General features: G+C 53.5%; 22 protein-coding genes. 10 read left to right on the top strand and 12 right to left on the bottom strand.

The genetic code is table 11. The features are described 5' to 3' along the window. The gene (locus PCI15_RS16730; RefSeq protein ID WP_271271070.1) at positions 1 to 2,940 is read left to right on the top strand and encodes a salicylate synthase; all 2,940 of its coding nucleotides are present in this window, start codon (positions 1 to 3) and stop codon (positions 2,938 to 2,940) included. A 127-nt stretch (positions 2,941 to 3,067) separates the two neighbouring features. After that, positions 3,068 to 3,712, top strand: a complete 645-nt coding sequence (locus PCI15_RS16725; protein WP_271271069.1) for a 4'-phosphopantetheinyl transferase family protein — start codon at positions 3,068 to 3,070, stop codon at positions 3,710 to 3,712. Here the strand turns inward: PCI15_RS16725 and PCI15_RS16720 are convergent. The 4 genes from PCI15_RS16720 to PCI15_RS16705 form a co-directional block, all read right to left on the bottom strand. After that, positions 3,697 to 4,941 (bottom strand): hypothetical protein, encoded by a 1,245-nt coding sequence (locus PCI15_RS16720; protein WP_271271068.1) that lies wholly within the window; start codon positions 4,939 to 4,941, stop codon positions 3,697 to 3,699. The genes PCI15_RS16725 and PCI15_RS16720 overlap by 16 nt on opposite strands. Positions 4,942 to 4,957: 16 nt before the next feature. After that, the gene (locus PCI15_RS16715; protein ID WP_271271067.1) at positions 4,958 to 5,932 is read right to left on the bottom strand and encodes a hypothetical protein; all 975 of its coding nucleotides are present in this window, start codon (positions 5,930 to 5,932) and stop codon (positions 4,958 to 4,960) included. Continuing rightward, positions 5,929 to 7,251 carry a trans-sulfuration enzyme family protein gene (locus PCI15_RS16710; protein ID WP_271271066.1) on the bottom strand — a complete coding sequence of 441 codons (1,323 nt, stop codon included), beginning with the start codon at positions 7,249 to 7,251 and terminating at the stop codon, positions 5,929 to 5,931. The genes PCI15_RS16715 and PCI15_RS16710 overlap by 4 nt, the downstream gene beginning before the upstream one ends. A 266-nt stretch (positions 7,252 to 7,517) precedes the next feature. Further along, entirely contained in the window at positions 7,518 to 8,765 is a 1,248-nt protein-coding gene (locus tag PCI15_RS16705; RefSeq protein ID WP_271271065.1) for a S1C family serine protease, read from the bottom strand. A 96-nt stretch (positions 8,766 to 8,861) separates the two neighbouring features. Here PCI15_RS16705 and PCI15_RS16700 point away from each other — a divergent pair, with 96 nt between their 5' ends. Next, the gene (locus PCI15_RS16700) at positions 8,862 to 9,623 is read left to right on the top strand and encodes a Nif3-like dinuclear metal center hexameric protein (RefSeq protein WP_271271064.1); all 762 of its coding nucleotides are present in this window, start codon (positions 8,862 to 8,864) and stop codon (positions 9,621 to 9,623) included. A 23-nt stretch (positions 9,624 to 9,646) separates the two neighbouring features. Then, positions 9,647 to 9,892 carry a hypothetical protein gene (locus PCI15_RS16695; protein WP_271271063.1) on the top strand — a complete coding sequence of 82 codons (246 nt, stop codon included), beginning with the start codon at positions 9,647 to 9,649 and terminating at the stop codon, positions 9,890 to 9,892. A gap of 97 nt (positions 9,893 to 9,989) precedes the next feature. On the opposite strand, the gene PCI15_RS16690 is transcribed toward PCI15_RS16695, so the two are convergent. Together PCI15_RS16690 and PCI15_RS16685 are read right to left on the bottom strand one after the other, a co-directional pair. Continuing rightward, positions 9,990 to 10,589 (bottom strand): Z-ring associated ZapG family protein, encoded by a 600-nt coding sequence (locus tag PCI15_RS16690; protein ID WP_271271062.1) that lies wholly within the window; start codon positions 10,587 to 10,589, stop codon positions 9,990 to 9,992. Between the two features lie 331 nt (positions 10,590 to 10,920). Further along, complete coding sequence (locus PCI15_RS16685; RefSeq protein WP_271271061.1) at positions 10,921 to 12,102, bottom strand: NnrS family protein; 1,182 nt, start codon at positions 12,100 to 12,102, stop codon at positions 10,921 to 10,923. A 302-nt stretch (positions 12,103 to 12,404) separates the two neighbouring features. Between PCI15_RS16685 and cobU the strand changes: the two genes are divergently transcribed. From cobU to PCI15_RS16670, 3 genes are all read left to right on the top strand, one after another. Further along, positions 12,405 to 12,932: a bifunctional adenosylcobinamide kinase/adenosylcobinamide-phosphate guanylyltransferase gene (cobU, locus tag PCI15_RS16680; protein WP_271271060.1), complete on the top strand. Its 528-nt coding sequence runs from the start codon at positions 12,405 to 12,407 to the stop codon at positions 12,930 to 12,932. 75 nt (positions 12,933 to 13,007) lie between these two features. Continuing rightward, a complete protein-coding gene (gene cobT / locus PCI15_RS16675; RefSeq protein WP_271271059.1) occupies positions 13,008 to 14,066 on the top strand; it encodes a nicotinate-nucleotide--dimethylbenzimidazole phosphoribosyltransferase in 1,059 nt (352 codons plus the stop codon). A gap of 11 nt (positions 14,067 to 14,077) precedes the next feature. Further along, entirely contained in the window at positions 14,078 to 14,692 is a 615-nt protein-coding gene (locus tag PCI15_RS16670; protein WP_271271058.1) for a histidine phosphatase family protein, read from the top strand. Positions 14,693 to 14,770: 78 nt separating this feature from the next. Here the strand turns inward: PCI15_RS16670 and PCI15_RS16665 are convergent, their stop codons facing one another. The 4 genes from PCI15_RS16665 to PCI15_RS16650 all read right to left on the bottom strand — a co-directional run bounded on the left by PCI15_RS16665 (position 14,771) and on the right by PCI15_RS16650 (position 17,819). After that, positions 14,771 to 15,085, bottom strand: coding sequence for a hypothetical protein (locus PCI15_RS16665; RefSeq protein ID WP_271271057.1), 315 nt, complete (start codon positions 15,083 to 15,085; stop codon positions 14,771 to 14,773). A gap of 104 nt (positions 15,086 to 15,189) precedes the next feature. After that, on the bottom strand, positions 15,190 to 15,804 hold the full coding sequence (locus PCI15_RS16660) for a cob(I)yrinic acid a,c-diamide adenosyltransferase (RefSeq protein WP_271271056.1): 615 nt from the start codon (positions 15,802 to 15,804) through the stop codon (positions 15,190 to 15,192). Between the two features lie 198 nt (positions 15,805 to 16,002). After that, positions 16,003 to 16,848, bottom strand: coding sequence for a polyphosphate kinase 2 (gene ppk2 / locus PCI15_RS16655; protein ID WP_271271055.1), 846 nt, complete (start codon positions 16,846 to 16,848; stop codon positions 16,003 to 16,005). Between the two features lie 71 nt (positions 16,849 to 16,919). Continuing rightward, positions 16,920 to 17,819 (bottom strand): ketopantoate reductase family protein, encoded by a 900-nt coding sequence (locus PCI15_RS16650; RefSeq protein ID WP_271271054.1) that lies wholly within the window; start codon positions 17,817 to 17,819, stop codon positions 16,920 to 16,922. 156 nt (positions 17,820 to 17,975) lie between these two features. Between PCI15_RS16650 and PCI15_RS16645 the strand changes: the two genes are divergently transcribed. The 3 genes from PCI15_RS16645 to PCI15_RS16635 all read left to right on the top strand — a co-directional run bounded on the left by PCI15_RS16645 (position 17,976) and on the right by PCI15_RS16635 (position 20,364). Next, a complete protein-coding gene (locus tag PCI15_RS16645) occupies positions 17,976 to 18,458 on the top strand; it encodes a YajQ family cyclic di-GMP-binding protein (RefSeq protein ID WP_271271053.1) in 483 nt (160 codons plus the stop codon). A 91-nt stretch (positions 18,459 to 18,549) separates the two neighbouring features. Beyond that, positions 18,550 to 19,839, top strand: a complete 1,290-nt coding sequence (locus PCI15_RS16640) for an AmpG family muropeptide MFS transporter (RefSeq protein WP_271271052.1) — start codon at positions 18,550 to 18,552, stop codon at positions 19,837 to 19,839. A gap of 21 nt (positions 19,840 to 19,860) precedes the next feature. Next, positions 19,861 to 20,364, top strand: coding sequence for an MOSC domain-containing protein (locus PCI15_RS16635; protein ID WP_271271051.1), 504 nt, complete (start codon positions 19,861 to 19,863; stop codon positions 20,362 to 20,364). Between the two features lie 22 nt (positions 20,365 to 20,386). Here the strand turns inward: PCI15_RS16635 and PCI15_RS16630 are convergent, their stop codons facing one another. Together PCI15_RS16630 and PCI15_RS16625 are read right to left on the bottom strand one after the other, a co-directional pair. Further along, positions 20,387 to 20,713: a YciI family protein gene (locus PCI15_RS16630; protein WP_271271050.1), complete on the bottom strand. Its 327-nt coding sequence runs from the start codon at positions 20,711 to 20,713 to the stop codon at positions 20,387 to 20,389. Between the two features lie 71 nt (positions 20,714 to 20,784). Next, positions 20,785 to 21,465, bottom strand: coding sequence for a zinc metallopeptidase (locus PCI15_RS16625; RefSeq protein WP_271271049.1), 681 nt, complete (start codon positions 21,463 to 21,465; stop codon positions 20,785 to 20,787). Positions 21,466 to 21,495: the final 30 nt, after the last annotated feature.

Genomic DNA, 21,495 nt, shown 5'->3' with positions numbered 1-21,495 from the left:
ATGGATATTTTTTCACCCACACAGTCCGGGCCACAAAGCCTGATGATTCCTCCTGCATACGAAAGCATGACACTGGGAGCGTTGCCGCAGATCTGGGCGGAACATTTTGTACATAGAACCGCTTTGCAGGATGCTGAAGGAAGCATGAGTTACGTGCAGTTCAGCCGTCAGATTGAAGAACAGGCTGCCGGTTTCAGCGCTCTGGGGTTGCAGCCTGGCGATAACGTCTTGTTGCACATGCATAACAGCTCGAGATTTGTCGTTACCTGTTTTGCATTGTTCCGGATCGGTGCTGTTCCTGTCTTAACCCTGCCCAGCCAGCGCAGAAAAGATCTTCTGGGACTGGCTGATATTGCCCGGCCGAAAGTATTTATTGCTACCGTGACGGAGACCGGTCAGGCTGAGTTTGAAGACACTGCAGCGGCATTGCTTGCCCAGGATAATGACGGTTTGCAGGTGATCGCTGATGGCGTGCACAGTTGTTATGTTTCTCTGGCTGATTTGCCGGTACGCTGCCCACCACCGTCGGTAAAGGTGACGGATGAAGAAATGGCGTTGTTACTGATTTCAGGCGGCACCACAGGAACCCCCAAACTCATTCCGCGTACTCACCGGGATTATCTCTATAACGTGACGGCATCTGCCAGCCTGTGCGGTGTTAATTCTGATTCAGTGTATTTGGCAGTGTTGCCTGCGGCACATAATTTTACTTTTGGCTGCCCGGGGATTCTGGGGACACTGGCTGCTGGCGGTAAAGTGGTTTTTCCTGATCATCCAGGTTGCGATGAAACAATGCCTCTGATCAGCCGCTACCGGGTGACGCATACTGCACTGGTGCCGACACTGGCACAGTTATGGACTGAAGCCCGCAGCTGGGAAGACAGTGACTTGTCGAGTCTGGTCATGATACAGATTGGCGGCGCAAGGCTTGATCCGTTACTGGCGCAGAAAGTTGAAACAAGCCTTGGTCCCTTACAGCAGGTCTTCGGTATGGCGGAAGGCTTATTATGTTATACCCGGCCGGATGATCCTCTGGATGTGCGGGTAAATTGCCAGGGGCGGCCGTTGTCCGCGGATGATGAAGTGCTTATTGTGGATGATCAGTTACAGCCAGTTGCACCCGGTGAAACCGGCGAGTTACTGACCCGTGGCCCGTATACCATCAAGGGATATTATCACGCGGAAGCACACAATAAGCTGGCCTTTACAGAACAGGGATATTACCGCACCGGAGATCTGGTGCGGTTAACTACTGAAGGGAATCTGCAGGTCATGGGTCGTAAGAAAGAGCAGATTAATCGCAATGGTGAGAAAATATCCGCCGCGGAAGTTGAGGATGCCTTACAACAATTACCGGATATCAGCGGCGCGGTCGTGGTGCCGGTGCCGGATAAAAACTACGGGGAGCGGATTTGCGCATTTGTCATCTGGGAGTCTGAAGCGGTAACGGCTTCAGCAGTGCGGCAACAGTTAGTCAGTGAAGGGCTGAGCCAGTATAAAATTCCTGATCAGATAGAAAGTGTCGGGAACTGGCCACTGACGGCTGTTGGGAAAATTGATAAACAGGCACTGATTCGCCGGGCTGAGACTTCTTCAGATAATTTTGATGAGCGTCGGTGTTATGAAACATTCTGTTTAGAGCATGATTCAGATCCGGCAACGTTAGCCGTGTGTCTGAGTGAAGATATACACTGTCAGGATTTTATAATCTATGAACAGGCGGGTGAATGGAGCATCGGAATTAACCGGGCGGCGTCTCTGACGGTTAATACCCGGGGAGAGATGTGTGATTTTTCCGGGCAGAAACATCAGCTTTCTGCCGGCGAAATTTGCACTGCCATTGATGCCCAGACAGCAGCAATAAATATTGCTGACTGGCGGCTTTATGGACGGGCGGATTTTGAGTTTTGCCGGTTTGCGCTGGACCTGCCGCAGGAAGAGGCTGAACGTACCCTGGTCGATATGTTCGTGCCGGAAACGGAAATCAGAATCAGTAAGACGGAGATACGGGTCCGGACCTTGCAGCCCTCAGCAATGCCTGATGTGGCTTCTGCCAGATTGCTCGCGGCGCAGCGCACTATATCGGCGGGGTCACCCTGTCTGTTATCGCAGCAGGATATTTTACAGCAGGCGGCCACCAGGCAGCATTATAAGAGTGCTGTCAGCAACTCGGTCGCTGACATTCAGCGTGATGATTATCAGAAGGTAATTTTATCCCGACGGGCCTGTCTGCCATGGCTAATTGATTTTGGTCGAAGTTACCTTGATGGTCGCCGGCATAACACGCCAGCCCGTTCATTCAGTCTGCGTATGGGGGATTTTCAGGCATTTGGTTTTTCCCCTGAAACGGTACTTGAGGTTGACCACAAAGGCCTGCTGAGCACCCAGCCTCTTGCCGGTACCCGTGCATTGCCTGATGATCCCTGTGAGGCTGCTGAGCTTACCCGGGAACTGTTACGTGATCCTAAAGAGATAACTGAACACGCGATATCCGTAAAGCTGGCGGTTGAAGAGCTTGAACAGGTCTGTGCACCGGGTACGACTGGTGTTTCAGAATTTATGTCGGTGTATAAGCGCGGGTCGGTGCAGCATCTGGCGTCCCGAGTGACCGGGCAGCTGCGTGATGACCGGTCTGTCTGGGATGCGTTTAAAGTTATTTTTCCGGCGATCACCGCTTCGGGTATCCCTAAACGGGAATCCATTGCCGCAATTATGGAATATGAAGAGGAGCCGCGGGGGCTGTACAGTGGCTGCGTGCTCGTGGCGGATTGCTCCGGCAGTTTTGATGCTGCGCTGGTGTTACGTTCGGCGTATGGCAACAGCGAAGGTCACTGGCTACAGGCCGGGGCAGGGGTTGTTAGCTTATCGACGCCGGAACGGGAGTGGGAAGAGACCTGTGAAAAAATGGCCTGTGTGCTGAATAATGTCTGGCCGGCGTAAAGAGAACAACAGTTGTTCAGAAGGAATTCCTGTCAGCCGGACGGTTTCCGGGGGAATTATTCGGGTCAGTTGCAAGTTTGATCATGATTATAACTGGATCTCCAGGCTTCAACGCCAGGAGATCTCTGTGCCGGCAGATCTGCAGGGGGCCGTGCTGAAGCGTCAGTGTGAATACCTTGCCGGGCGGTATTGTGCCGTTCAGGCCATGGGAATGGCCGGGATACTGAATCCGGAACCGCCTCTGCGCGGTTCCGGAGGCGCACCGATCTGGCCGGCGGGTATCCGGGGGTCTATTAGCCATAGCTGTCAGCAGGCGGTCGCGATACTCTGTCGCACCGATACCGGCTGCGCAGGGCTGGGGGTTGATATAGAAGGCTTTATTGCGGACGACAGTCTGGATACCGTGATGCCTTTGGTACTGCAGACTGATGAATGGTTGTTACTGCAATCGTACCATTGTCGGCGTGAATTGCTGACAGTGGCATTTTCTGTCAAAGAAGCGTTTTATAAGGCGATTTATCCTTATATATGCCGGTTTGCGGATTTCCATGAGGTGGTGATTACCGGGTTAGGAAAAGGCCGTGCAGCATTAACTCCCCGGGCAGGCCTGGCTGCAGAGTTGCCGAAAAATATATTGATACAAGCGAGTTACCGGATGGGAAGCTGCGGTGTCGAATCCAGAGTAGTTATGATGCGGAGGGCAGAAAAAGGTGAGGTGCCGGAAACCTTCTGTGAAGGTTCCCGACTGATTCAGACTCAGTGGGCAGGCTGAGAGAAATTCGGGGATTGCACCGGTCGCGGACGATTCTGGTGGTCGGGTGTTTCCAGTATACCGGTCAGTATCCGGGCTGCACTGCAGCCGTGGAAGAAGTTAATGCCTACCTGACAACCGTCTGTTTTCAGGTCTGCAAATCCCAGACCTATACCGTAGAGTCCGCTGACAGGATTGCCGTCATTCAGCAGCATTGAAGTAACGCTGTCCTTGAGTACATTGTTGCCCCCCACCGTTGTGTCCGGAACCAGTTGCTCACCGGTAGCGGTACAGATATTTGGCAGTCTGGGGCGGTAACCGGTGGCGTTGATATACACGGGGGCGGGGGAAGACTGAGTGAGTCTGATGTCTGCCTGAGGCCCGTATATAATTTCTATGCGGCTTTCTTCACCCTTACAGATCTGGCGATACAGTTCCCGCGCTACACCGCGTAAACCGTCAAATTTATTCACTTCACCGGTATCAGTGTTAATCAGGTCATTGTCTTTCAGCAGCGTTTGCTGAGCTTCACTGGGGGAGTACATTTCCTTTACCCGGCGTTTGCTGAGAATTTTAATGGGAGCCGCACAGTGGAAGTGGTCGGAAAAAAATTCCAGTAAATATCCTGCGGCAGAAAAACTGCTATGAGATCCGCCAACGATATATACAGGCCTTTTTTCAGCCAGGTAACGGGCGATCTCTTCATCAGCGTTTCCTCTGAGTAACTGTTCTGCATCAACAGTGATCTGTAATTCAGCGTCAGTAACTGATTTCGCACAGGCACCGGTTGCGAGTAACAGGTACTGACTGTGTAATGGGGTTTGCTGAGAGTGAACGATAAAACCTTCAGCGTATTTTATGCTTTCAATACTGTGCCCCCAGATAACCTGACAGCGGGAATGTGTGTCCAATAGCTTCACAACTGTTTGCAGCATTTGTTTCAGGAAGGATGCGATCAGTGTAAGGCATACGGGATTGGTGCCGCATGCTTTTAGCTGAGTGCCCAGGGGGCCTGAAAGCAGGGGGGCGAAAATGCCGTCAGTACGTATTTCACTGAGAAAATCCAGTGCTGGTGAGTTGCTGGGAATCCGGTATTTAAGGGACTCCCAGCTTTCAATGTCGCTGATTTTTTCATGTATGCAGATACCGGTGTTCAGTAGTTCAGTTAATCTGCCAACCCGGTCAGCTGCCACAAATATGCCCAGTGCAGCCGGGCCAAAACCGATAATCTGTAACCTGTATTCTTCCATAATTTTAATTATCCCTTCAGTTGAAAACCATAGAAACCGGGTGCCGCAGATACTGGCAGACGGTTGACTGAGAGATGGCTGCCTGTACGTATTCTTTCAGGTTCGCAATCCTGTTCATTTCATCGCTGTTGCCCTGTAACTGAAGCTGAATGTTCAGTAAATGTACCGGTACATCAGCAACGTCACACATACCACGGATATCAACCCGGGCGCTGGCAACAATTTTCAGCTGGCTTAACTGCTCCGTAACTGCCTGATGTTCTGTCAGTTTGCTGAGCACATCGGCAGACAGCGCCATGAGCAGGTATTCCTGGGGATTTGGGGCCCAGTCGACACCCCCCAGTTGCTTTGGCTGATCGATAGGGAGCTGAAGCTGATCTCCAAGGTTAGCCTGCAGCTGGGTACCGTAAAGCCAGTGACAGCTGAGATGTGTTTCAGCCGGGTCACCTGCCGGCGCTTCAGGGGTGCCGCAGGCATCAAATGCAAACGTCGTATCGGCGATCTGTACGGTTAGCGGTAATGCTTCTGCAAAGCTACGATGATTCGGACTCATTTGTTTTACCATGCCGACAATCCGCTCAAGGTCTTCCGGCCCGCGGTTGGTTTGTGCGTTGATGGTGTAAAGCGCCTGCATGTCCACTGGGGTTAATGTTAGCCCGATATTTAATGACTCGATGGTGCACTTGATGGAAGAAAGGCCATTGACGGTGGATACCAGAAAGCATCCGGCCAGTGCGACTGCAGCCATTTCTTGCGGTGTGGCTTCCGGCAGCATGGTGTGGCCGGCGACCGTTGCATGGGGGGGGACCGGTATCTCAAAAATCCGTGGTGCTTTCAGAGTACCTACTCTGGCCGGATTTACTCTGGCCAGAATGCCTGCGTTGGGCTTCCAGCTACTGACCGCTGAATAATCTATCTGACCCTGTCTTTCATCATTTCTGACTTCGTTAACGGTTTCGCTGAAGCTGGAAATATCAATGCCGTTTCTCATATTTCTGAGTCTCTCCGAATCTGGGTTAAAGCGTATTGCAGGTCCTGACAAAGGTCTTCGGGGTCTTCTATACCAACGGACAGACGCACCAATCCAAGATTCAGACCGATCTGTTCCTGCTGATAAGTAGTCAGGCCGCTATGAGATGTATTGAAGGGCAGACTGACCAGAGACTCCACACCTCCCAGGCTGGTGGCAGGGGTAATTAGGGTTAAATGGTTTAGCAGTTGAAGCGCTGCTGTGTTGCCACCTTCCACCTCAAAACTCAGAATGCCTGTGCTCAGATTCTGCGCATAGGCCATCAGACGATGGTTGTCATCACCTTCCAGATAGGGTGAATGTACCTTCTTAACCTGTGGATGCCTGGAGAGGAATTCGGTGATCCGCTTAGCCCCCTCCTGATGTGCTTTCATTCTGATAGCCAGAGTTTTCAGGCTGCGTTCCAGCAAATGGCATTGGGCAGGGTCCAGCATGGCACCGAATTTGAGCAGTTGCGCCCATACCCGGTCAACCAGCTTACGGCTGCCGGCTACGCTGCCACAGGTTTGATCACTGTGACCACTGAGATATTTTGTTCCTGAGTGAATGACGATGTCAGCCCCGTGTTGCAGCGGCTGGCAACTGATCGGAGAAAGGAATGTGTTGTCGATAATCAGTAGAACATCGTGACGCTTACAGATGCTGGCAATGGCCGGAAGATCAATTGCTTTCATTAACGGATTACTGAGGGATTCCAGAAACACGGCCTGGGTTTCCGGCTGAATGGCCTGTTCAACTGAGCTGATATCGAGTGGATCAACATAACTGACCGTACGGCCAAACTGGTGCATATCCGATCTAAGCAAACTGTAACTGCCGCCATAAAGGTCATAGGAAGATATGATATGACCGTTGCGGTTTGTGAGTGCTAGCAGGGTTGTGGTAATTGCTGCCATTCCTGAGGCCAGTACCAGAGCGCTCTGAGCTTTTTCCAGTGCTGCTATTTTGAGCTGTACCGTCCACTGGTTTGGGTTTCCGTACCGGCTGTAAATCGGGATGTCGCGGATGAAACCGTCCAGAAACGAATCGAAGGCATCTTCACAGAACCGAAAAGTAGTGGTGGCAAATAACGGGCTGCCTACTGCGCCTGTATTGGGGTCTTCATAAGTACCTGAGTGAACACAGAGGGTGGCTGGCCGGGCATCAGTGTTGATTTGTCTGGAACATGAAAAAGCAGGCCCTGCCTGTCTTTCCCGAGACAGATCATTTAGCCAGCGGACGTGTTCTCCGGCACCGGGGGCGTTGTTAAAACTTGGCTGTGAATTTCCATCATCATTCATTGCGGTCACTTTCTGGTCTGAAAAAAAGAATGCTTATCAGCAGGGATAAGCTAGCCAGAATCAGATCCTGAGGCTAACGCGATGAGGGCAAAAAACATCTGGATCAGGTGTTTCAGACGTTGTGGTTGTATGTGAAGTCAGAGAAGGGATATTGGCACACAGAAACCGCTGCCGTTTCCTGTTAGGGGAGAGGGAGGATATTCCCGGAAACAGTGTTTCCGGGCAATGTGCAGTTTAAAAGCGGCGGTTGATATAGCAGCCTTCTGTTATTCAGCAAGTTTTTCCGGCGTTGGTTTTTCAGGTGTCGCGCCGGCTTTGGGGCCCGGGACCTGTGCCGGAGTTGCATCCGATTTGGGAGGCGTAGGCCGTTCGATGATTTCAACCGTAAAGTCCTGCATTTCGCCGTCGCGCAGGGCTTTTATCTGAATCTGGCTGCCGGGGCGTACTTGTGCAATCTGACGCATGGAGGTACGGCCGTCGATGATCTTTTCACCTTCGATTTCCAGCATGATATCACCGGGTTGCAAGCCGCCCTGGTGCGCCGGGCCATCACGGTAAATACCGGCAATGATTAGCCCCCGATTTTCTTCCAGCGCAAAAGACTCCGCCAGCTGCGCGGTCATTTCCTGTGCTTCAATTCCCAGCCAGCCACGGATCACCCGGCCGTGTTCTATGAGGTCTTTCATGACCACAATGGCCTGATTGGAAGGAATGGCAAAGCCGATCCCCAGTGAGCCACCGCTGCGGGAGAAGATCGCGGTATTGATGCCGATCAGGTTACCGTAGGGGTCGATCAGTGCACCGCCGGAGTTCCCCGGGTTGATGGCTGCATCGGTCTGGATAAAGTTTTCATAGGTGTTCAGGCCAACCTGATTACGGCCGGTGGCGCTGATAATGCCCATGGTCACGGTCTGGCCTACGCCAAAGGGGTTACCGATCGCCAGCGTGACGTCGCCCACCCGCAGATTGTTTGAGGAGCTGATGGTAATGATGGGCAGGTCGGGCAGGCTAATTTTCAGCACGGCCAGATCTGTATCCGGGTCGCGGCCGATGACCTGTGCCAGTGCTTCACGGCCATCTTTCAGGGCCACGGTAATCTCATCGGCATTGGCGATGACGTGGTTATTGGTCGCAATGTAGCCGTCGTGGGTCAGGATTACACCCGACCCCAGGCTGGTGTGTACTTTGTCACGGCCCTGCAGGTTATCGCCTTCATACTTTTTCTGCAGGGGCGTATTCGGTGCAGTGGCCGGTTCCGTAATAGTGTCTGAATCTTTAGGCGGTACCACCGTGCGGGTGTAAATGTTCACAACACTGGGGGAGGCAATGTCTACCGCATCCGCGTAAGAGGCCGGGCCAACGGTAGTAATGGTGCGTTCGGCAGGGCGTTCTGCGTCGGCAAACAAATCTGTTACCTGGCTGGTGGGTAACAGCCCCGGGACGTACAGCAGTAATAAAGTAGCCGCAAGAACACCTGAAATAGTCGGCCAGATAAGAAACGATAGTCTACGCATGCGTCAGGATTGCCTTTTAATAGGTGCGATCAGGATCGACTGGATTTAGAATTATACGGATACTTATCCATTAATGGGAACTATTGCGGCACAATTATGGCAGTTAAGTTAAATGAAATCGTAAATTATACCAATAACTTGCTGACCCCTGAGCGCTACCGGGACTACTGCCCGAATGGCCTTCAGGTGGAAGGTAAATCCGATGTTCACTGTATTGTTTCCGGGGTAACAGCGTCTCAGGCATTACTGGATCAGGCAGTCGCGCTGAAAGCGGATCTGATTCTGGTACATCACGGTTATTTCTGGAAAGGTGAGAGTCCGGTGATTAAAGGGTTGAGAAAGCGCCGCTTACAGACCCTGCTGGGCCATGATATCAGTCTGCTGGCGTACCATCTGCCGCTGGATGGCCATCCGGAGCTTGGCAATAATGCTCAGTTGGCTAAACAGTTGGGGCTGATTACCGAGGGCGGGCTTGAGGCTGATAATCCCCTCAGTATTGGCTCTGTCGGCCGCTTACCTGCACCGCTGAAGGCCACGGAGTTTGCGGCTCAGGTGGCTGGCATTCTGGGGCGGGATGTTTTACACCTGGATGCCGGGCCGGAAACGATCAGTACTATCGCCTGGTGTACGGGCGGGGCGCAGGGCTACATTGACAAAGCCATTGAACACGGCGTGGATGCCTATCTTTCCGGGGAAATCTCAGAGCCGACTACGCACAGTGCCAGAGAAGAAGGGATTCATTACTTTGCTGCAGGCCATCATGCCACGGAACGTTACGGTGCGAAGGCGCTGGGTGAGCATCTGGCGGAGGCGTTCGGGGTTGAACATCACTTTGTGGACATTGATAATCCTGCCTGATCTGACTGAGCGGACTGAAAACTATGATGGTATTGTTTTATCTTTTGATTGCTGTATCCGCAGGTAGCGGGATCTTTGCGCTGGTGATGATGTTACGTCAGCAGCACATTCGGGCCGGCAAAGCGATCATGCTGTGTCTGGGGGCTGCGGTACTGGTGTCATATCTGGGAAGCACAGATCATTTTGTCAGCAGTTCCTGTGAGTCTCAGGGCGGACGTTACGATGCAATGGCGAACAGCTGTATGATGGACGGGCAGGCGCATAACTGACCGGTTTCCGGAAGAAAAAATGCAGACATAAAAAAAGGCCGCTACGGATGTAGCGGCCTTTTTTATTTGGGGCGGTTTGCCACCGGCAGAAAGCTGATCAGTGCAGCTTGGCGGCTTCTTCTGTTTTCTTGTCTGCAAAGTGATCAGCAGGAACCGGCTCAGGCTGAGGTTCTTCTGCTTCTTTCTTTACGCCGAAGTTTTCCGACAGGGTACCTTCCTGGTCCGGTGTTTTCGGTGCGTAATCCAGAGGCGGTGCCGGAATGTTCTCCGTTTCAGCTGCGGGAGCCTCTTTCGCATCTGCGTCAGCGTTTACCGCGGCGCTTTGCTCGGTGGCCGGTGCAGGCTGTTCGGCGGCCGGTGCCGGCGCTTTTTCAGTCTGGTCTGCAATGCCCGGTTTAATCGGTGCTGCTTCCAGCTTGCTGGTATCGGCATCGCACAGTGCTTCAGAACCTGTTGCCAGGTGCTGATGGACCGCTTTGTAGCTTTCGGTCATATCGTTGACCAGCTCTGCGGTACGTTCAAAGTGTTGGTTTACCTGTTGCTTGTAAGCATCCAGCTGACGTTGAGAATCTTCCAGTTGCAGGTTCAGGTCCCGTTGTTTGGTTGCACTGGTGCCGAAGCGGCCAGCGAAATAACCGATAACGCCTCCTGTAACCAGGGTAAGGATACTGATAATCCAGATACTGTTATCTTCCACAATGGCTCCTTTCAATAAATCGCGTATAACAGGTGTGGCATGCATTATATCAAGTTGCCTGAAGAGGGAAATACGCAGGGATCAATCAGGTGAATTTTTGTGTGTATCGGTGGCGTTTTATTGTCTGAATTCCCGAAGATCGCTGGTTTAAAGCGAATGAGAGTGATTTCTGAATATCACTGGGAAACTGACTGAAGGGTTAACCCGGTATGGGGCTGGCGATTATATTTGTTGTTAGCGGCTTCGGTAAGCATCCGGGCATTTCCGGTTTATCTGAACATGAAAAAAGCCCGCTGCACGTATGCGGCGGGCTTATGGTTATCGGTGGCGGTTAGCCGTACTGACCATCCAGCCTTGGCTGTAACAGCACCGGCGTATAGGGAATCAGGAACAGCATCCAGGCGATCATCCAGAAGAGGGCAGATGCATGCAGGGCCGGTACATACAGATCCGGTGCCAGTGGCAGCAGGCTGCGGATCAGGCCGCTGACGATCATGAAACCAAAGCCAACTTTCACCCAGTTAGTCAGTTTAAGTGGCCGGCCGGTATGCCCCAGCGAAACCCGCGCCATCATACCTATGGTGATTGAGCCGATTGCGCCGGCGGCAAATGCGTGAGTAGCCAGATAAGGTGAGATACCGGTAAATGCACTTGCGGCATACAGGGCGAAGCCGAGGGGAATGAACAGGTATGCCAGTTGCAGAATCCACAGCAGCGGATTGCGCAGTAAGCGGGGGTGGAACCAGCCGTAGAGTCGCAGGAACTGTGAGGCTGCAGCCAGAGCTGCCATGATGCCTGCCAGTTGCAGGTAGCCGGCAAAATGGCTCACCAGCCAGGCTACGGTGACCGCCGGGGTCATGTATTCCAGCCAGGTATATTTACGGGCAGTAAAGTTGCCCAGCGCCCGTTCAGTAAAAAACGGAATCACCCGGCCACCCAGTATCATGATGATCAGAATTACCAGGCCCAGCTGTAACTGCATCCCCTGCAGCATCGTATTTTCGGTGTAACCGAGTATCTGGGCGTGCATCAGCCCGTTTGCCAGCGTCATAACTGAGAGAATGGCCATGAACATCAGGTTGCGGTGGTTACCGCTGCGGACAATGGGAATTCCGATACCCACAATTACCAGTGGCAGAAACAGCATATCTGTGGCTGCAATCACCAGCGGTGGCAGTGCGGTAAACGGCAGAATTCTGCCGGCTACCCAGACCGCAAATATAATCGCCAGCCAGCTGCCGTGCGGGGTCTGCTGTGAGGTCCAGTTTTTGACGGCCGTCAGCAGGAAGCCGGCAATGATGGCAACGGTGTAGCCAAACAGCATTTCATGGCCGTGCCATATATAGCTGAGCTGATAATAAGACTGGCTGGCCTGACCGGTGCTCAGCATGATCAGCCAGATCAGCATGAGCAGCAATGCGGAGATTGCACCGAACAGAAAGAAGGGTCTGAAACCCAGGTTAAAAAGCGCAAAGGAACTGGAGTTTCTGGGTTCCTGAATTTGGATTTGCATGGCTCACCTTCACCGATTCATGCTGTTACTTCAGTAGGGGCATTAAAACATAAAATGTTTTTTAAATACATCTTAAGTCGTGGCAAAATCAACGCAACAACCTGCGCTAAATCAAAGCTTCATCAGATGGCTGTATAAAGGGGCTTGTACTGGCCAGTGAAAGACGCTGAGCGTTCTCTCTACGACGCTTTATGTCGCCTGCAGAATGTAACTTCGCTTGTCTCCGGTCAGGATAGCCGTTAGCTTAGGAGCCTGCATGTTTACCGATAAAAAGGCTGCCGATAATTTCAGGCTGTACAACAATGAAACAATTAATTTTAGGCGGTGCCCGTTCCGGTAAAACCGCGCTGGCAGAACAGCGGGCGCAGGACTGGCGTGCCGCAGAAGAAGGGCGTCAGGTATATTATCTGGCAACTGCCAACGCCGGAGATGGTGAGATGTCTGCGCGTATAAAACGGCATCAGGATTTACGTCCCGAAGGCTGGCTGACGATCGAAGAGCCGTTGGATCTGGCCGGGGTGCTGTCGGAACATGATGACCCGGACCGGTGTCTGCTGATCGATTGCCTGACCCTGTGGGTGACGAATTTGCTGATGCTGGAAGACGACGACCGGATGGCGGAGCATATGGCAGCCTTTGAAGCGGCACTGGCAGACTGTCAGGCCCAGATCATAATGGTCAGTAATGAGGTGGGGCTGGGGATTGTGCCCATGGGCGAGCTGACCCGTAAGTTTCAGGATCAGGCGGGTTTTCTTCACCAGCGGCTGGGCCAGGTTTGTGAGCGGGTAACGCTTACCGTGGCCGGCCTGCCGATGGAATTTAAAGCCTGAATCCCGTTATTCAGAACACATAATCAATGTACGCCGGTTAGCTTCTGACCGGCTGTTTTATATCAGGTGGTAACTATGTCCAACCTTGAATGGCTAACCCGGACGCCGCAGGCGATTGATCAGGCGGCAACTGTTGCCGCGACGGAACATCAGCAAATTCTGACAAAGCCGGCGGGTTCGCTGGGGCAGCTGGAAACGCTGGCGATCCGTTTCGCGGGGATGCAGGGCCAGTTAAAGCCACAGCTTGATAAGGTTCAGGTATCAATTTTTGCGGCGGACCATGGTCTTGCCGGTCAGGGGGTTTCCGCTTTCCCTCAGGAAGTGACGGCCCAGATGGTGAGCAACTTTGCCCACGGCGGCGCAGCCGTTTCAGTGCTTTCCAAAGCCCGGGGAGCAGAGTTTGAAGTGGTGAATCTGGGAACGGTAGGCCCGGTAGCAGATCATCCGACAGTGGTGCAGGCGGTGATTGCCAGCGCCACCGCAGACTGTTCACAGCAGCAGGCCATGAGCGATGAACAGCTGGCGCAGGCAATGAATACCGGCCGTGGACGGGTGTTGGCAGCCCGGGACAAAGGCGCACAGTTGTTTGTGGGCGGTGAAATGGGCATTGGCAACACCAGTGCCGCATCCATGATTGCCGCTGCACTGACCGACAGCACACTGGAACAACTGGTTGGGCCAGGCACCGGGCTGGATAACGCCGGTGTGCGGGCAAAGCAGGCGATTCTGGAAGGTGTTATGGCGCTGCACGCTGAGCATCTGAATACCCCGCTGGGGGTGCTGCAGAGCGTCGGTGGTTTTGAAATTGCGGCGCTGTGCGGTGCCTATCTGACCTGCGCACAGGAAGGGGTTCCGGCGCTGGTGGATGGCTTTATCTGTACAGCGGCCGCCCTGCTGGCCTGCCGTATTCACCCGGAGGTAAAAGAATGGCTGGTGTTTGCGCATAATTCGGCAGAACCGGGTCACCGGGCTATGCTACAGGCATTGCAGGTGCAGCCGTTACTGAATTTAGGTATGCGTCTGGGTGAGGGCAGTGGCGCGGTGCTGGCAGTCGATCTGTTACGCAGTGCTTGTTTACTGCATGGGAATATGGCAACTTTTGCCGATGCGGGGGTTGCCGACAAATCTGCCTGAGGCGCAAAAATATGCCGACTGAACCGAGTATTGATCTGACCATTGACCTGTTACGCCATGGCGAGACAGAAGGGGGGGCTATTTACCGTGGCCGGACCGATTCCTCTCTGACCAAGCCAGGTAAGAAGGCAATGCAGCGTACCCTTGCTGAGGCCGGTGAGCCCTGGCGGGGGGTCGTAAGTTCGCCGTTGCGACGGTGTTCCAAAGTAGCCGTGGCGTATGCAGCAGAACATGATATCAGTTGCCAGCTGGAGCCGCGGTTGCAGGAAATTGATTTTGGCGAGTGGGATGGCGAGTTACTGGCGGATATCTGGGAGAAGTTCCCGGACGATGTCACCCAGTTTTGGGAAGATCCCGAAGCGTTTACGCCACCGGAAGGTGAGCCGCTGAAGGTTTTCCGGGAGCGGCTGGCGGAATGCCTGGATGATTTTGTCCGTAATCATTCTCAGGGGCATTATCTGTGGGTCACCCACGGCGGTGTGATCCGGGCCCTGTTAGCCAGAGTACTGGCCATACCTGCCGGGAACTGGAATTGCCTGCAGCTGGATTATGCATCCCTGAGCCGGATTCATATTGTCGGTGAACCGGGAGAGCTGGGATACAGCGTGGCGTTTATTAATCGCTGATTGTCAGTTAAAGCACGTCAGAAACAAAAAAAGCGCACTTGGGTGCGCTTTTTTGTTGCTCTGTACAGGGAGGAAGTGTCAGTCAAAGATGCCTTTGAAGAATGACTTGGTGGAGTCCACCGCATCTTTACCGACTTCAACGGCTGTTTTCGCGCCTTCTTCGCCGGCTTCATACACTTCTTTGGCACCTTCTTTGGTGCTGCATACAGCGCGGCTGGCAGTGCACTTGGCATAACAACCGTTGACGGCGGCTTCATCACCGAGGTGGCGGACTTCACATTTGGCTTCACAGAAGCTTTGCTGGTCCTGACAGTCACCCAGTGCCATGGCCTGAGAGCTGATGGCGAGGGTAAGGCTTACGAACAGGGTTTTCAGTGGTGCGGTCATCTTCATAATCTTTACTTTCTGTCAGTACTCTTTATTGTCAGTACATTCTGTCAAAACAGGTGTTAAGTCCGGTTCTGTGACAAAGTATATCAGACCGCGTGAATTAACCCTTAACTGTCGCCGGCGGTGCGCTTTTGTTTGGGCTGCCAGAGTACTTCACTGCCATCATTACGGCGGGCCAGTACCCGGGCGCTGACAAACAGTAAGTCCGACAGGCGGTTTACATACGCAGCGGCAAAGTTATTGACCATTTCCACCGCGGCCTGTTCCCCTTCGGCCGGAGTATTTTCCAGTTGCACCAGTTCTACCAGCCGGCGTTCAGCCCGGCGGCACACACTGCGTGCCTGATGGCACAGGGCGGCGGCGCGGTTGCCTCCTGGCAGAATAAATTCCTGCAGGGGCGGTAAGTCTTCATTGAGTGTATCGAGTTGTTGTTCCAGCTGGGTAATATCTTCTGCACTGATGACTTTGTAGTCCGCGTCGGCCACTGCAATTTCACCGCCAATATCAAACAGGCAGTGCTGGCTCAGGGTCAGATATTCGCGGATCGGGTCATCGCTGTTCAGTTCTTCAGCAAGCACGCCGATCAGGCAGTTAAGTTCATCCACATCGCCCATGGTTTCAATTCGGGGATGATGCTTGTCTACCCGGCTGCCATTGGCCAGGGCGGTGGTACCTTTATCGCCGGTGCGGGTATAAATTTTTGTCAGGCGGCGCGCGACCATAAGTAGCTCCAACAGATGATAAGTGTTGCTGCAATAATGGGTTGGCAGGCGGGAATGGTCAACTGTTGTGACAGCGCCCGGTGAGTTCGGGCGCACAGGGAAAAGTACGGGTCGGATTCCCGCTATTGCGGCTGGAGGCTGACTGCCCTGAAACCAGCGGGGCGGGTTGTCAGAGCTTCTTCATGTATCTGCGTGAATTCAGCGTAAGGCCGGGTCGGGATAATCTTCCGGGTGCTGAATATCCCGGGTAAGGGCCTCTGCGACGATATTTACATCGGGCTGCAGGTCAGTTTCGCTGCTCTTTTCATCGTAGGGCAGATGATGCAGAACGTGTTTGATGGCGTTCAGCCGGGCACGTTTTTTGTCATCTGACATGATGGTCGTCCACGGGGCTTCCGGGGTATGGGTATAGGCATACATGGCCTCCTTGGCCTTGGTGTAGTCGTCCCATTTGTCCAGCGATGCCAGATCCATCGGGCTAAGCTTCCACTGCTTCAGCGGGTCGGATTTGCGATTTTCAAAGCGGCGTCGCTGTTCGTTTTGATTCACCGAAAACCAGAGTTTAAACAGCCGGATGCCACTCTGTACCAGCATCTTTTCCAGTGCCGGGGCCTGATCCATAAATTCCCGGTACTGCCCGTCGGTACAGAAGTTCATCACCCGTTCCACCCCGGCCCGGTTGTACCATGAACGGTCGAGCAGAACGATTTCACCGCCGCTGGGTAAATGCTGCAGGTAGCGCTGAAAATACCACTGGGTCTGTTCGGTGTCGGAAGGTTTTTCCAGTGCAACGATTCTGGCACCACGGGGGTTAAGGTTTTCCATAAAACGTTTGATGGCACCGCCTTTCCCGGCAGCATCACGGCCTTCGAAGATGATCATCACCCGTTCATTATGCTGCTTAACCCAGTACTGCATTTTCAGCAGTTCGATTTGTAGCAGGCGTTTTTCGGCTTCGTATTCCCGGCGGGATATCTTTTTATCGTAAGGGTAATCATCCCCCAGTCCGGTGGCTTTCTGTGCTTTGCTGTCCGTATATTCCATGGCGGATCTTCCCTGTCTGAGGTGTCAGCGCCCAGTATATGCCTTTGATGTGTCAAAAGGCATGACCGGTGTCATGCCTGCAGGTTGATGATCTGTGTGAGGAGGCGCTGATTTTCAGCCACTTCTATGTCCAGCTGTTCCGCCTGCTGGCAGAGGTAGCCGGTAATAGTATCGATTTCGCTGCGCCGTCCGTGCATCACATCCTGATACATGGATGAATAGTTGTCGGCGGTCTGTTCGGCGACCAGGCAGGCCTGATCGATCAGAGGCTGATCAAACAGGGGGATGTTAAGGGCGGCGGCCACCTGCTCTGCCTCATGGCAGATAACCTGCATATGCGCCCGGTATTCGGCGTGGCTGGCTAACTCACCGTTACGGCAACGGTAGATGGCTGTCAGGGGATTGATGGCGCAGTTAATGGCCAGTTTTTGCCACAGGGTGGCGTGGATATTATCACTGTGGCTCAGGGCCGGTTCACAACTGGTCAGCTGCTGGCTCAGTGACTGATCGTCGGGGGCCTTCAGGTGACCGATACGGGTCTGGCCATGGCCGGCACGGATCAGTTCAAAAGCGCTGTTCAGGTATGCGCCGTCGGTAGTGCTGCCGGCCCAGACCTGTAATTGAGGATTCTGTGCTGCAATCGTCTGTTGTGGCCCCATGCCGTTATGCAACAGTAATACCCGGGCGTTGTCTGTAAGACGGTCCCGCACACTGTTAAACGCCGCCAGCGCATCATAGCTTTTGGTGGTGATCAGCAAATGGCTTATGGGTTTCCCTTGCGGGTTATGCAGTGCCTCGGCAGGGACCGGAATCTGGCTGACCTGCTGGCCTTCCATGATTGAGAAAGCACCGCTGTAAACGGCCAGTTTAGCGGGGTTGCGTAACAGCAGGGTGGTGTTAACTCCGGCCCGCTGAAATTTTGCTGCCCAGAGCAGGCCAATGGCGCCGGCTCCGAGGATATGCCAATGCATAGGTAAACCTGTGGAATCTTCTGTAGTCCTGCGCATCATAACGGTATGATAAGCGCAAATAAATCACTCCGGATCAGGAACGTTCAGCGGATTGCCTGATCTGACATATGTTTACAGCGTGCCGTGTGTGATTCCGGCACAGAGGAGAAAAGCCCGATGCCTTCATTTGATATCGTTTCTGAACTGGACATGCACGAAGTTAATAACGCGGTTGACCAGGCAAACCGTGAAGTGACCACCCGCTTTGATTTTAAAGGGGTAAATGCGAAATTTGAACTGGCGGACGAAGTGATCACCATGCACGCTGATGTGGATTTCCAGCTGCAGCAAATGATCCAGATTCTGCGTGATAAGCTGGTTAAGCGTGGCATTGATGTGAAGAGCCTGGAAGAAAAAGACGTTGAAGTGGCCAACATGAAAGCCCGTCAGCAGGTATTACTGAAGCAGGGGCTGGATCAGCCACTGTGTAAGAAAATCATCAAACAGATTAAAGACGCCAAACTTAAGGTTCAGACTCAGGTACAGGGCGAACAGATCCGTGTTACCGGTAAAAAGCGTGATGATCTGCAAACGGTGATTGCCTTCCTGCGTGAGGCGGATCTGGAACTGCCGCTGCAGTTTAATAACTTCCGCGACTAATCCCGGGGTTCATATCCCAGTCAGTCAGGTTGCAGTATTTCTGCAGCCTGTTTTGTTTTTAGCTGAATAAATAATCTTGGGAGCACCACGGGTGGCAACATCAGAAACAGACGCTGCGGAACATAGTCAGCCGGTTAAAGAAAACTGGTGGGATTCGGTACTTAACCGCCGTACCCTGATCTGTATTTTTACCGGCTTTTCGTCCGGTATGCCCTTGTATGTATTGTTTCAGATGCTGCCGGCTTATTTGCGGGCAGAGGGCATCGGCCTGAAAGAAATCGGCCTGTTCGCTCTGGTCACCTTTCCCTATACCTGGAAGTTTCTCTGGGCACCGCTGATGGACCGCTATGTGCCGCCGTTTCTGGGCCGGCGCAGGGGCTGGATGCTGGTGATGCAGATCGCCCTGCTGATCTCCATTGCTTCGCTGGGCAGCTTTGATCCGCAGTTCTCTATTATGACCATTGCCTATCTGGCGACGGCGGTGGCACTGTTCAGTGCCAGCCAGGATATCGTGCTGGATGCCTATCGGCGGGAGTTACTGCCCGATAAAGAACTGGGCTGGGGTAACTCGGTGCATGTACAGGCCTACCGGATTTCCGGACTGGTGCCGGGAGCTCTGGGGCTGATTCTGGCCGACATGCTGCCCTGGTCGACGGTGTTTGTGATTGTGGCAGCCTTTATGCTGCTGGGTGTGTTGATGACCCTGGTTGTGAAAGAGCCGGTCAGCGAGCCTGCCGCCCCCAAGACCCTTAAAGAAGCCATCATTGAACCGTTCCGCGAGTTTATCGGTCGGCTGGGCTGGACGGGGGCGCTGCAGATTCTCAGCTTTATGTTCCTCTATAAGCTGGGGGACAACATGGCGACAGCCCTGTCGACGCCGTTCTACATCGACCTCGGGTTTACCCTGACAGATATCGGCGTCATCGCCAAAGCCTCGGCTTTGTGGGCATCGATTGTCGGCGGTATTCTCGGCGGCTTATGGATGATTAAACTGGGCATTAACCGGGCGTTGTGGATCTTCGGTGTGGTGCAGGTGGTGACCATTCTTGGCTTTGCCGTACTGGCACAGATGGGGCCGGATAAACTGGCGCTGGCGGTTGTCATCAGCTTCGAATACTTAGGCGTGGGGCTGGGGACAGCGGCATTTACTGCCTTTATTGCCCGTTCCACCAGTGTGGCGTTTGCCGCCACCCAGTTCGCACTGTTTACCGCGCTGGCTGCGCTACCGCGGACCTTTGTAAATGCTCTGACCGGCTACATTGTTGATGCAGTGGGCTGGGAACATTTCTTCTGGCTGTGTGCCTTGCTGGCGCTGCCCGGTATGTTACTGCTGTTCCGTGTGGCACCGTGGAATGGCGGGGAACAGGCCTCTGCCAAATAACTGCTGAAAGGAGTACACCCGGTGAAAGCACAAAAATTTCTCTTCGGACGTTTTGTTAAAGACTTACCACCGGGTGAACTAAGCTGGATCGGCCTGCGGCCGGGCCGTAAGCAGGAGATGACCGAAGTGCCGGAAGTACAGGCGCTGGAAACTCTGGGGCTGGAAGGGGATCACCGTTGTGAGAAAACCCCCGGATCAGGCCGTCAGGTGACGATTATTTCTGAAGAATATATCCAGATGATCCGTCACTTTACAGGTTTGGAGACCCTACCGCCCGGTGTTTTGCGGCGAAATCTGGTGGTGAAGAACATTAACCTGACTGCTTTGCGCCATCAGCAGTTCACCATCGGTGATGCGCTATTTGAAGCGACGGCGCTGTGTCATCCCTGTTCCAGAATGGAAACCGCGCTGGGGAAGGGCGGGGTGGCCGCCATGCTGGGGCACGGCGGGCTGTGTGCAAAGATCCTGCGTTCCGGCACCATCCGTATTGGCGATGCGGTTATCGCCCAACCTCCTGAAGAATAACTCAGAAAAACCGGGCCGGGTCTTAATGGCTGGGTTTGGGCATTTTAATCAGTTCTGATATTTCCAGCGAGCCGCCAATTTCCAGAAACGGGCAGTCCTGTGCCATGGCTCTTGCCGCGTCCATGGAGTCTGCTTCGATCAGGGTAAAGCCGGACATGCCGGTATCACCACCTTCTGTTACGTCACCACCGGGGTGCATTACACAGGTACCTTTCAGCGGATTGGCGGGGCTGACCACCGCGGTGCCCAGTGCTGCCAGCCATTGCATGTATCTGGCAAAGTGCTGCTTACCTTCTTCCGGTGTGGCGGGCTGTTTGCCCCCCAGGTAGGTGATCATGTATTGCGCCATGCTGCACTCCTTTCGCTTATGTGCTTCAGGTAAGCATAGTGGCTTTTGTGGATTTTTCGTGGCGAAATGTCTCAGCGCAGGATCAGCAGCCAGCGCCAGATACTGAGGATATCCGCCAGTGCACCGGCGACGTATGTGTAAGCCGCTGCTTTAAGCACTTCCCTTACCGCCGGTAAATGTTCCTCAGGCACATAACCTTCTTCCAGAATGGGCAGAGCCTTACCGAAGCTGGCGTCGTATTCTTCCGGCAGTACCATGGCATGAAAGACAACCGAAGCAAGCATAGTAGCGATGCCGGCAACAACGGTGAGCGCCATCACGGCAGGCGCCTTGGCGAGCAGGCCGATAAACGGCGTACTGGACAGAATGAAAATGCCAATGCCCTGTACCATTTTGGCCGGCACCGTATACTTACTGCGCAGCTTGCTGACGGCTTCCTGACGGTTGTACTGAATCGCATGGCCTACCTCATGGGTGGCAATGGCCACTGAGGAGAGAGACCGGCCATGGAATACGTCCGGCGCAAGGCCGACGATTTTTTCCGCCGGCGAATAGTAGTTCTGATCCGGCCCGGTTTCCTGCACCCTTACCCCTTCCAGCTTAAAGCGTTCGATCAGGTGCGCAGCGAGCTCCGCACCGGTGCCGGGCATGTTCTCCAGCGGTGTGTGGTGTTTACGGATAATGTGTCTGACCCAGTACTGGGGGCCAAAGGCCAGTACCACGAGGATCAGGCCGAGCAGGATAAAAAGCATGTACCGGTGTCCTTGCTGTTCATAAAATTA

The organism is Aliamphritea hakodatensis (assembly GCF_024347195.1).
Classification (GTDB): Bacteria; Pseudomonadota; Gammaproteobacteria; order Pseudomonadales; family Balneatricaceae; genus Amphritea; species Amphritea hakodatensis.
The sequence above is the reverse complement of the archived record's forward strand: the minus strand, read 5'-3'. Positions and strand labels throughout refer to the sequence as shown.

Bases quoted from the DNA above. Each gene is read 5' to 3' on its own strand.
- PCI15_RS16730 (WP_271271070.1), top strand. From the start codon at position 1: ATGGATATTTTTTCACCCACACAGTCCGGGCCACAAAGCCTGATGATT.
- PCI15_RS16720 (WP_271271068.1), bottom strand. From the start codon at position 4,941: ATGGAAGAATACAGGTTACAGATTATCGGTTTTGGCCCGGCTGCACTG.
- PCI15_RS16715 (WP_271271067.1), bottom strand. From the start codon at position 5,932: ATGAGAAACGGCATTGATATTTCCAGCTTCAGCGAAACCGTTAACGAA.
- PCI15_RS16710 (WP_271271066.1), bottom strand. From the start codon at position 7,251: ATGAATGATGATGGAAATTCACAGCCAAGTTTTAACAACGCCCCCGGT.
- PCI15_RS16705 (WP_271271065.1), bottom strand. From the start codon at position 8,765: ATGCGTAGACTATCGTTTCTTATCTGGCCGACTATTTCAGGTGTTCTT.
- PCI15_RS16700 (WP_271271064.1), top strand. From the start codon at position 8,862: ATGGCAGTTAAGTTAAATGAAATCGTAAATTATACCAATAACTTGCTG.
- PCI15_RS16695 (WP_271271063.1), top strand. From the start codon at position 9,647: ATGATGGTATTGTTTTATCTTTTGATTGCTGTATCCGCAGGTAGCGGG.
- PCI15_RS16685 (WP_271271061.1), bottom strand. From the start codon at position 12,102: ATGCAAATCCAAATTCAGGAACCCAGAAACTCCAGTTCCTTTGCGCTT.
- cobU (WP_271271060.1), top strand. From the start codon at position 12,405: ATGAAACAATTAATTTTAGGCGGTGCCCGTTCCGGTAAAACCGCGCTG.
- cobT (WP_271271059.1), top strand. From the start codon at position 13,008: ATGTCCAACCTTGAATGGCTAACCCGGACGCCGCAGGCGATTGATCAG.
- PCI15_RS16670 (WP_271271058.1), top strand. From the start codon at position 14,078: ATGCCGACTGAACCGAGTATTGATCTGACCATTGACCTGTTACGCCAT.
- PCI15_RS16665 (WP_271271057.1), bottom strand. From the start codon at position 15,085: ATGAAGATGACCGCACCACTGAAAACCCTGTTCGTAAGCCTTACCCTC.
- PCI15_RS16660 (WP_271271056.1), bottom strand. From the start codon at position 15,804: ATGGTCGCGCGCCGCCTGACAAAAATTTATACCCGCACCGGCGATAAA.
- ppk2 (WP_271271055.1), bottom strand. From the start codon at position 16,848: ATGGAATATACGGACAGCAAAGCACAGAAAGCCACCGGACTGGGGGAT.
- PCI15_RS16650 (WP_271271054.1), bottom strand. From the start codon at position 17,819: ATGCATTGGCATATCCTCGGAGCCGGCGCCATTGGCCTGCTCTGGGCA.
- PCI15_RS16645 (WP_271271053.1), top strand. From the start codon at position 17,976: ATGCCTTCATTTGATATCGTTTCTGAACTGGACATGCACGAAGTTAAT.
- PCI15_RS16630 (WP_271271050.1), bottom strand. From the start codon at position 20,713: ATGGCGCAATACATGATCACCTACCTGGGGGGCAAACAGCCCGCCACA.
- PCI15_RS16625 (WP_271271049.1), bottom strand. From the start codon at position 21,465: ATGCTTTTTATCCTGCTCGGCCTGATCCTCGTGGTACTGGCCTTTGGC.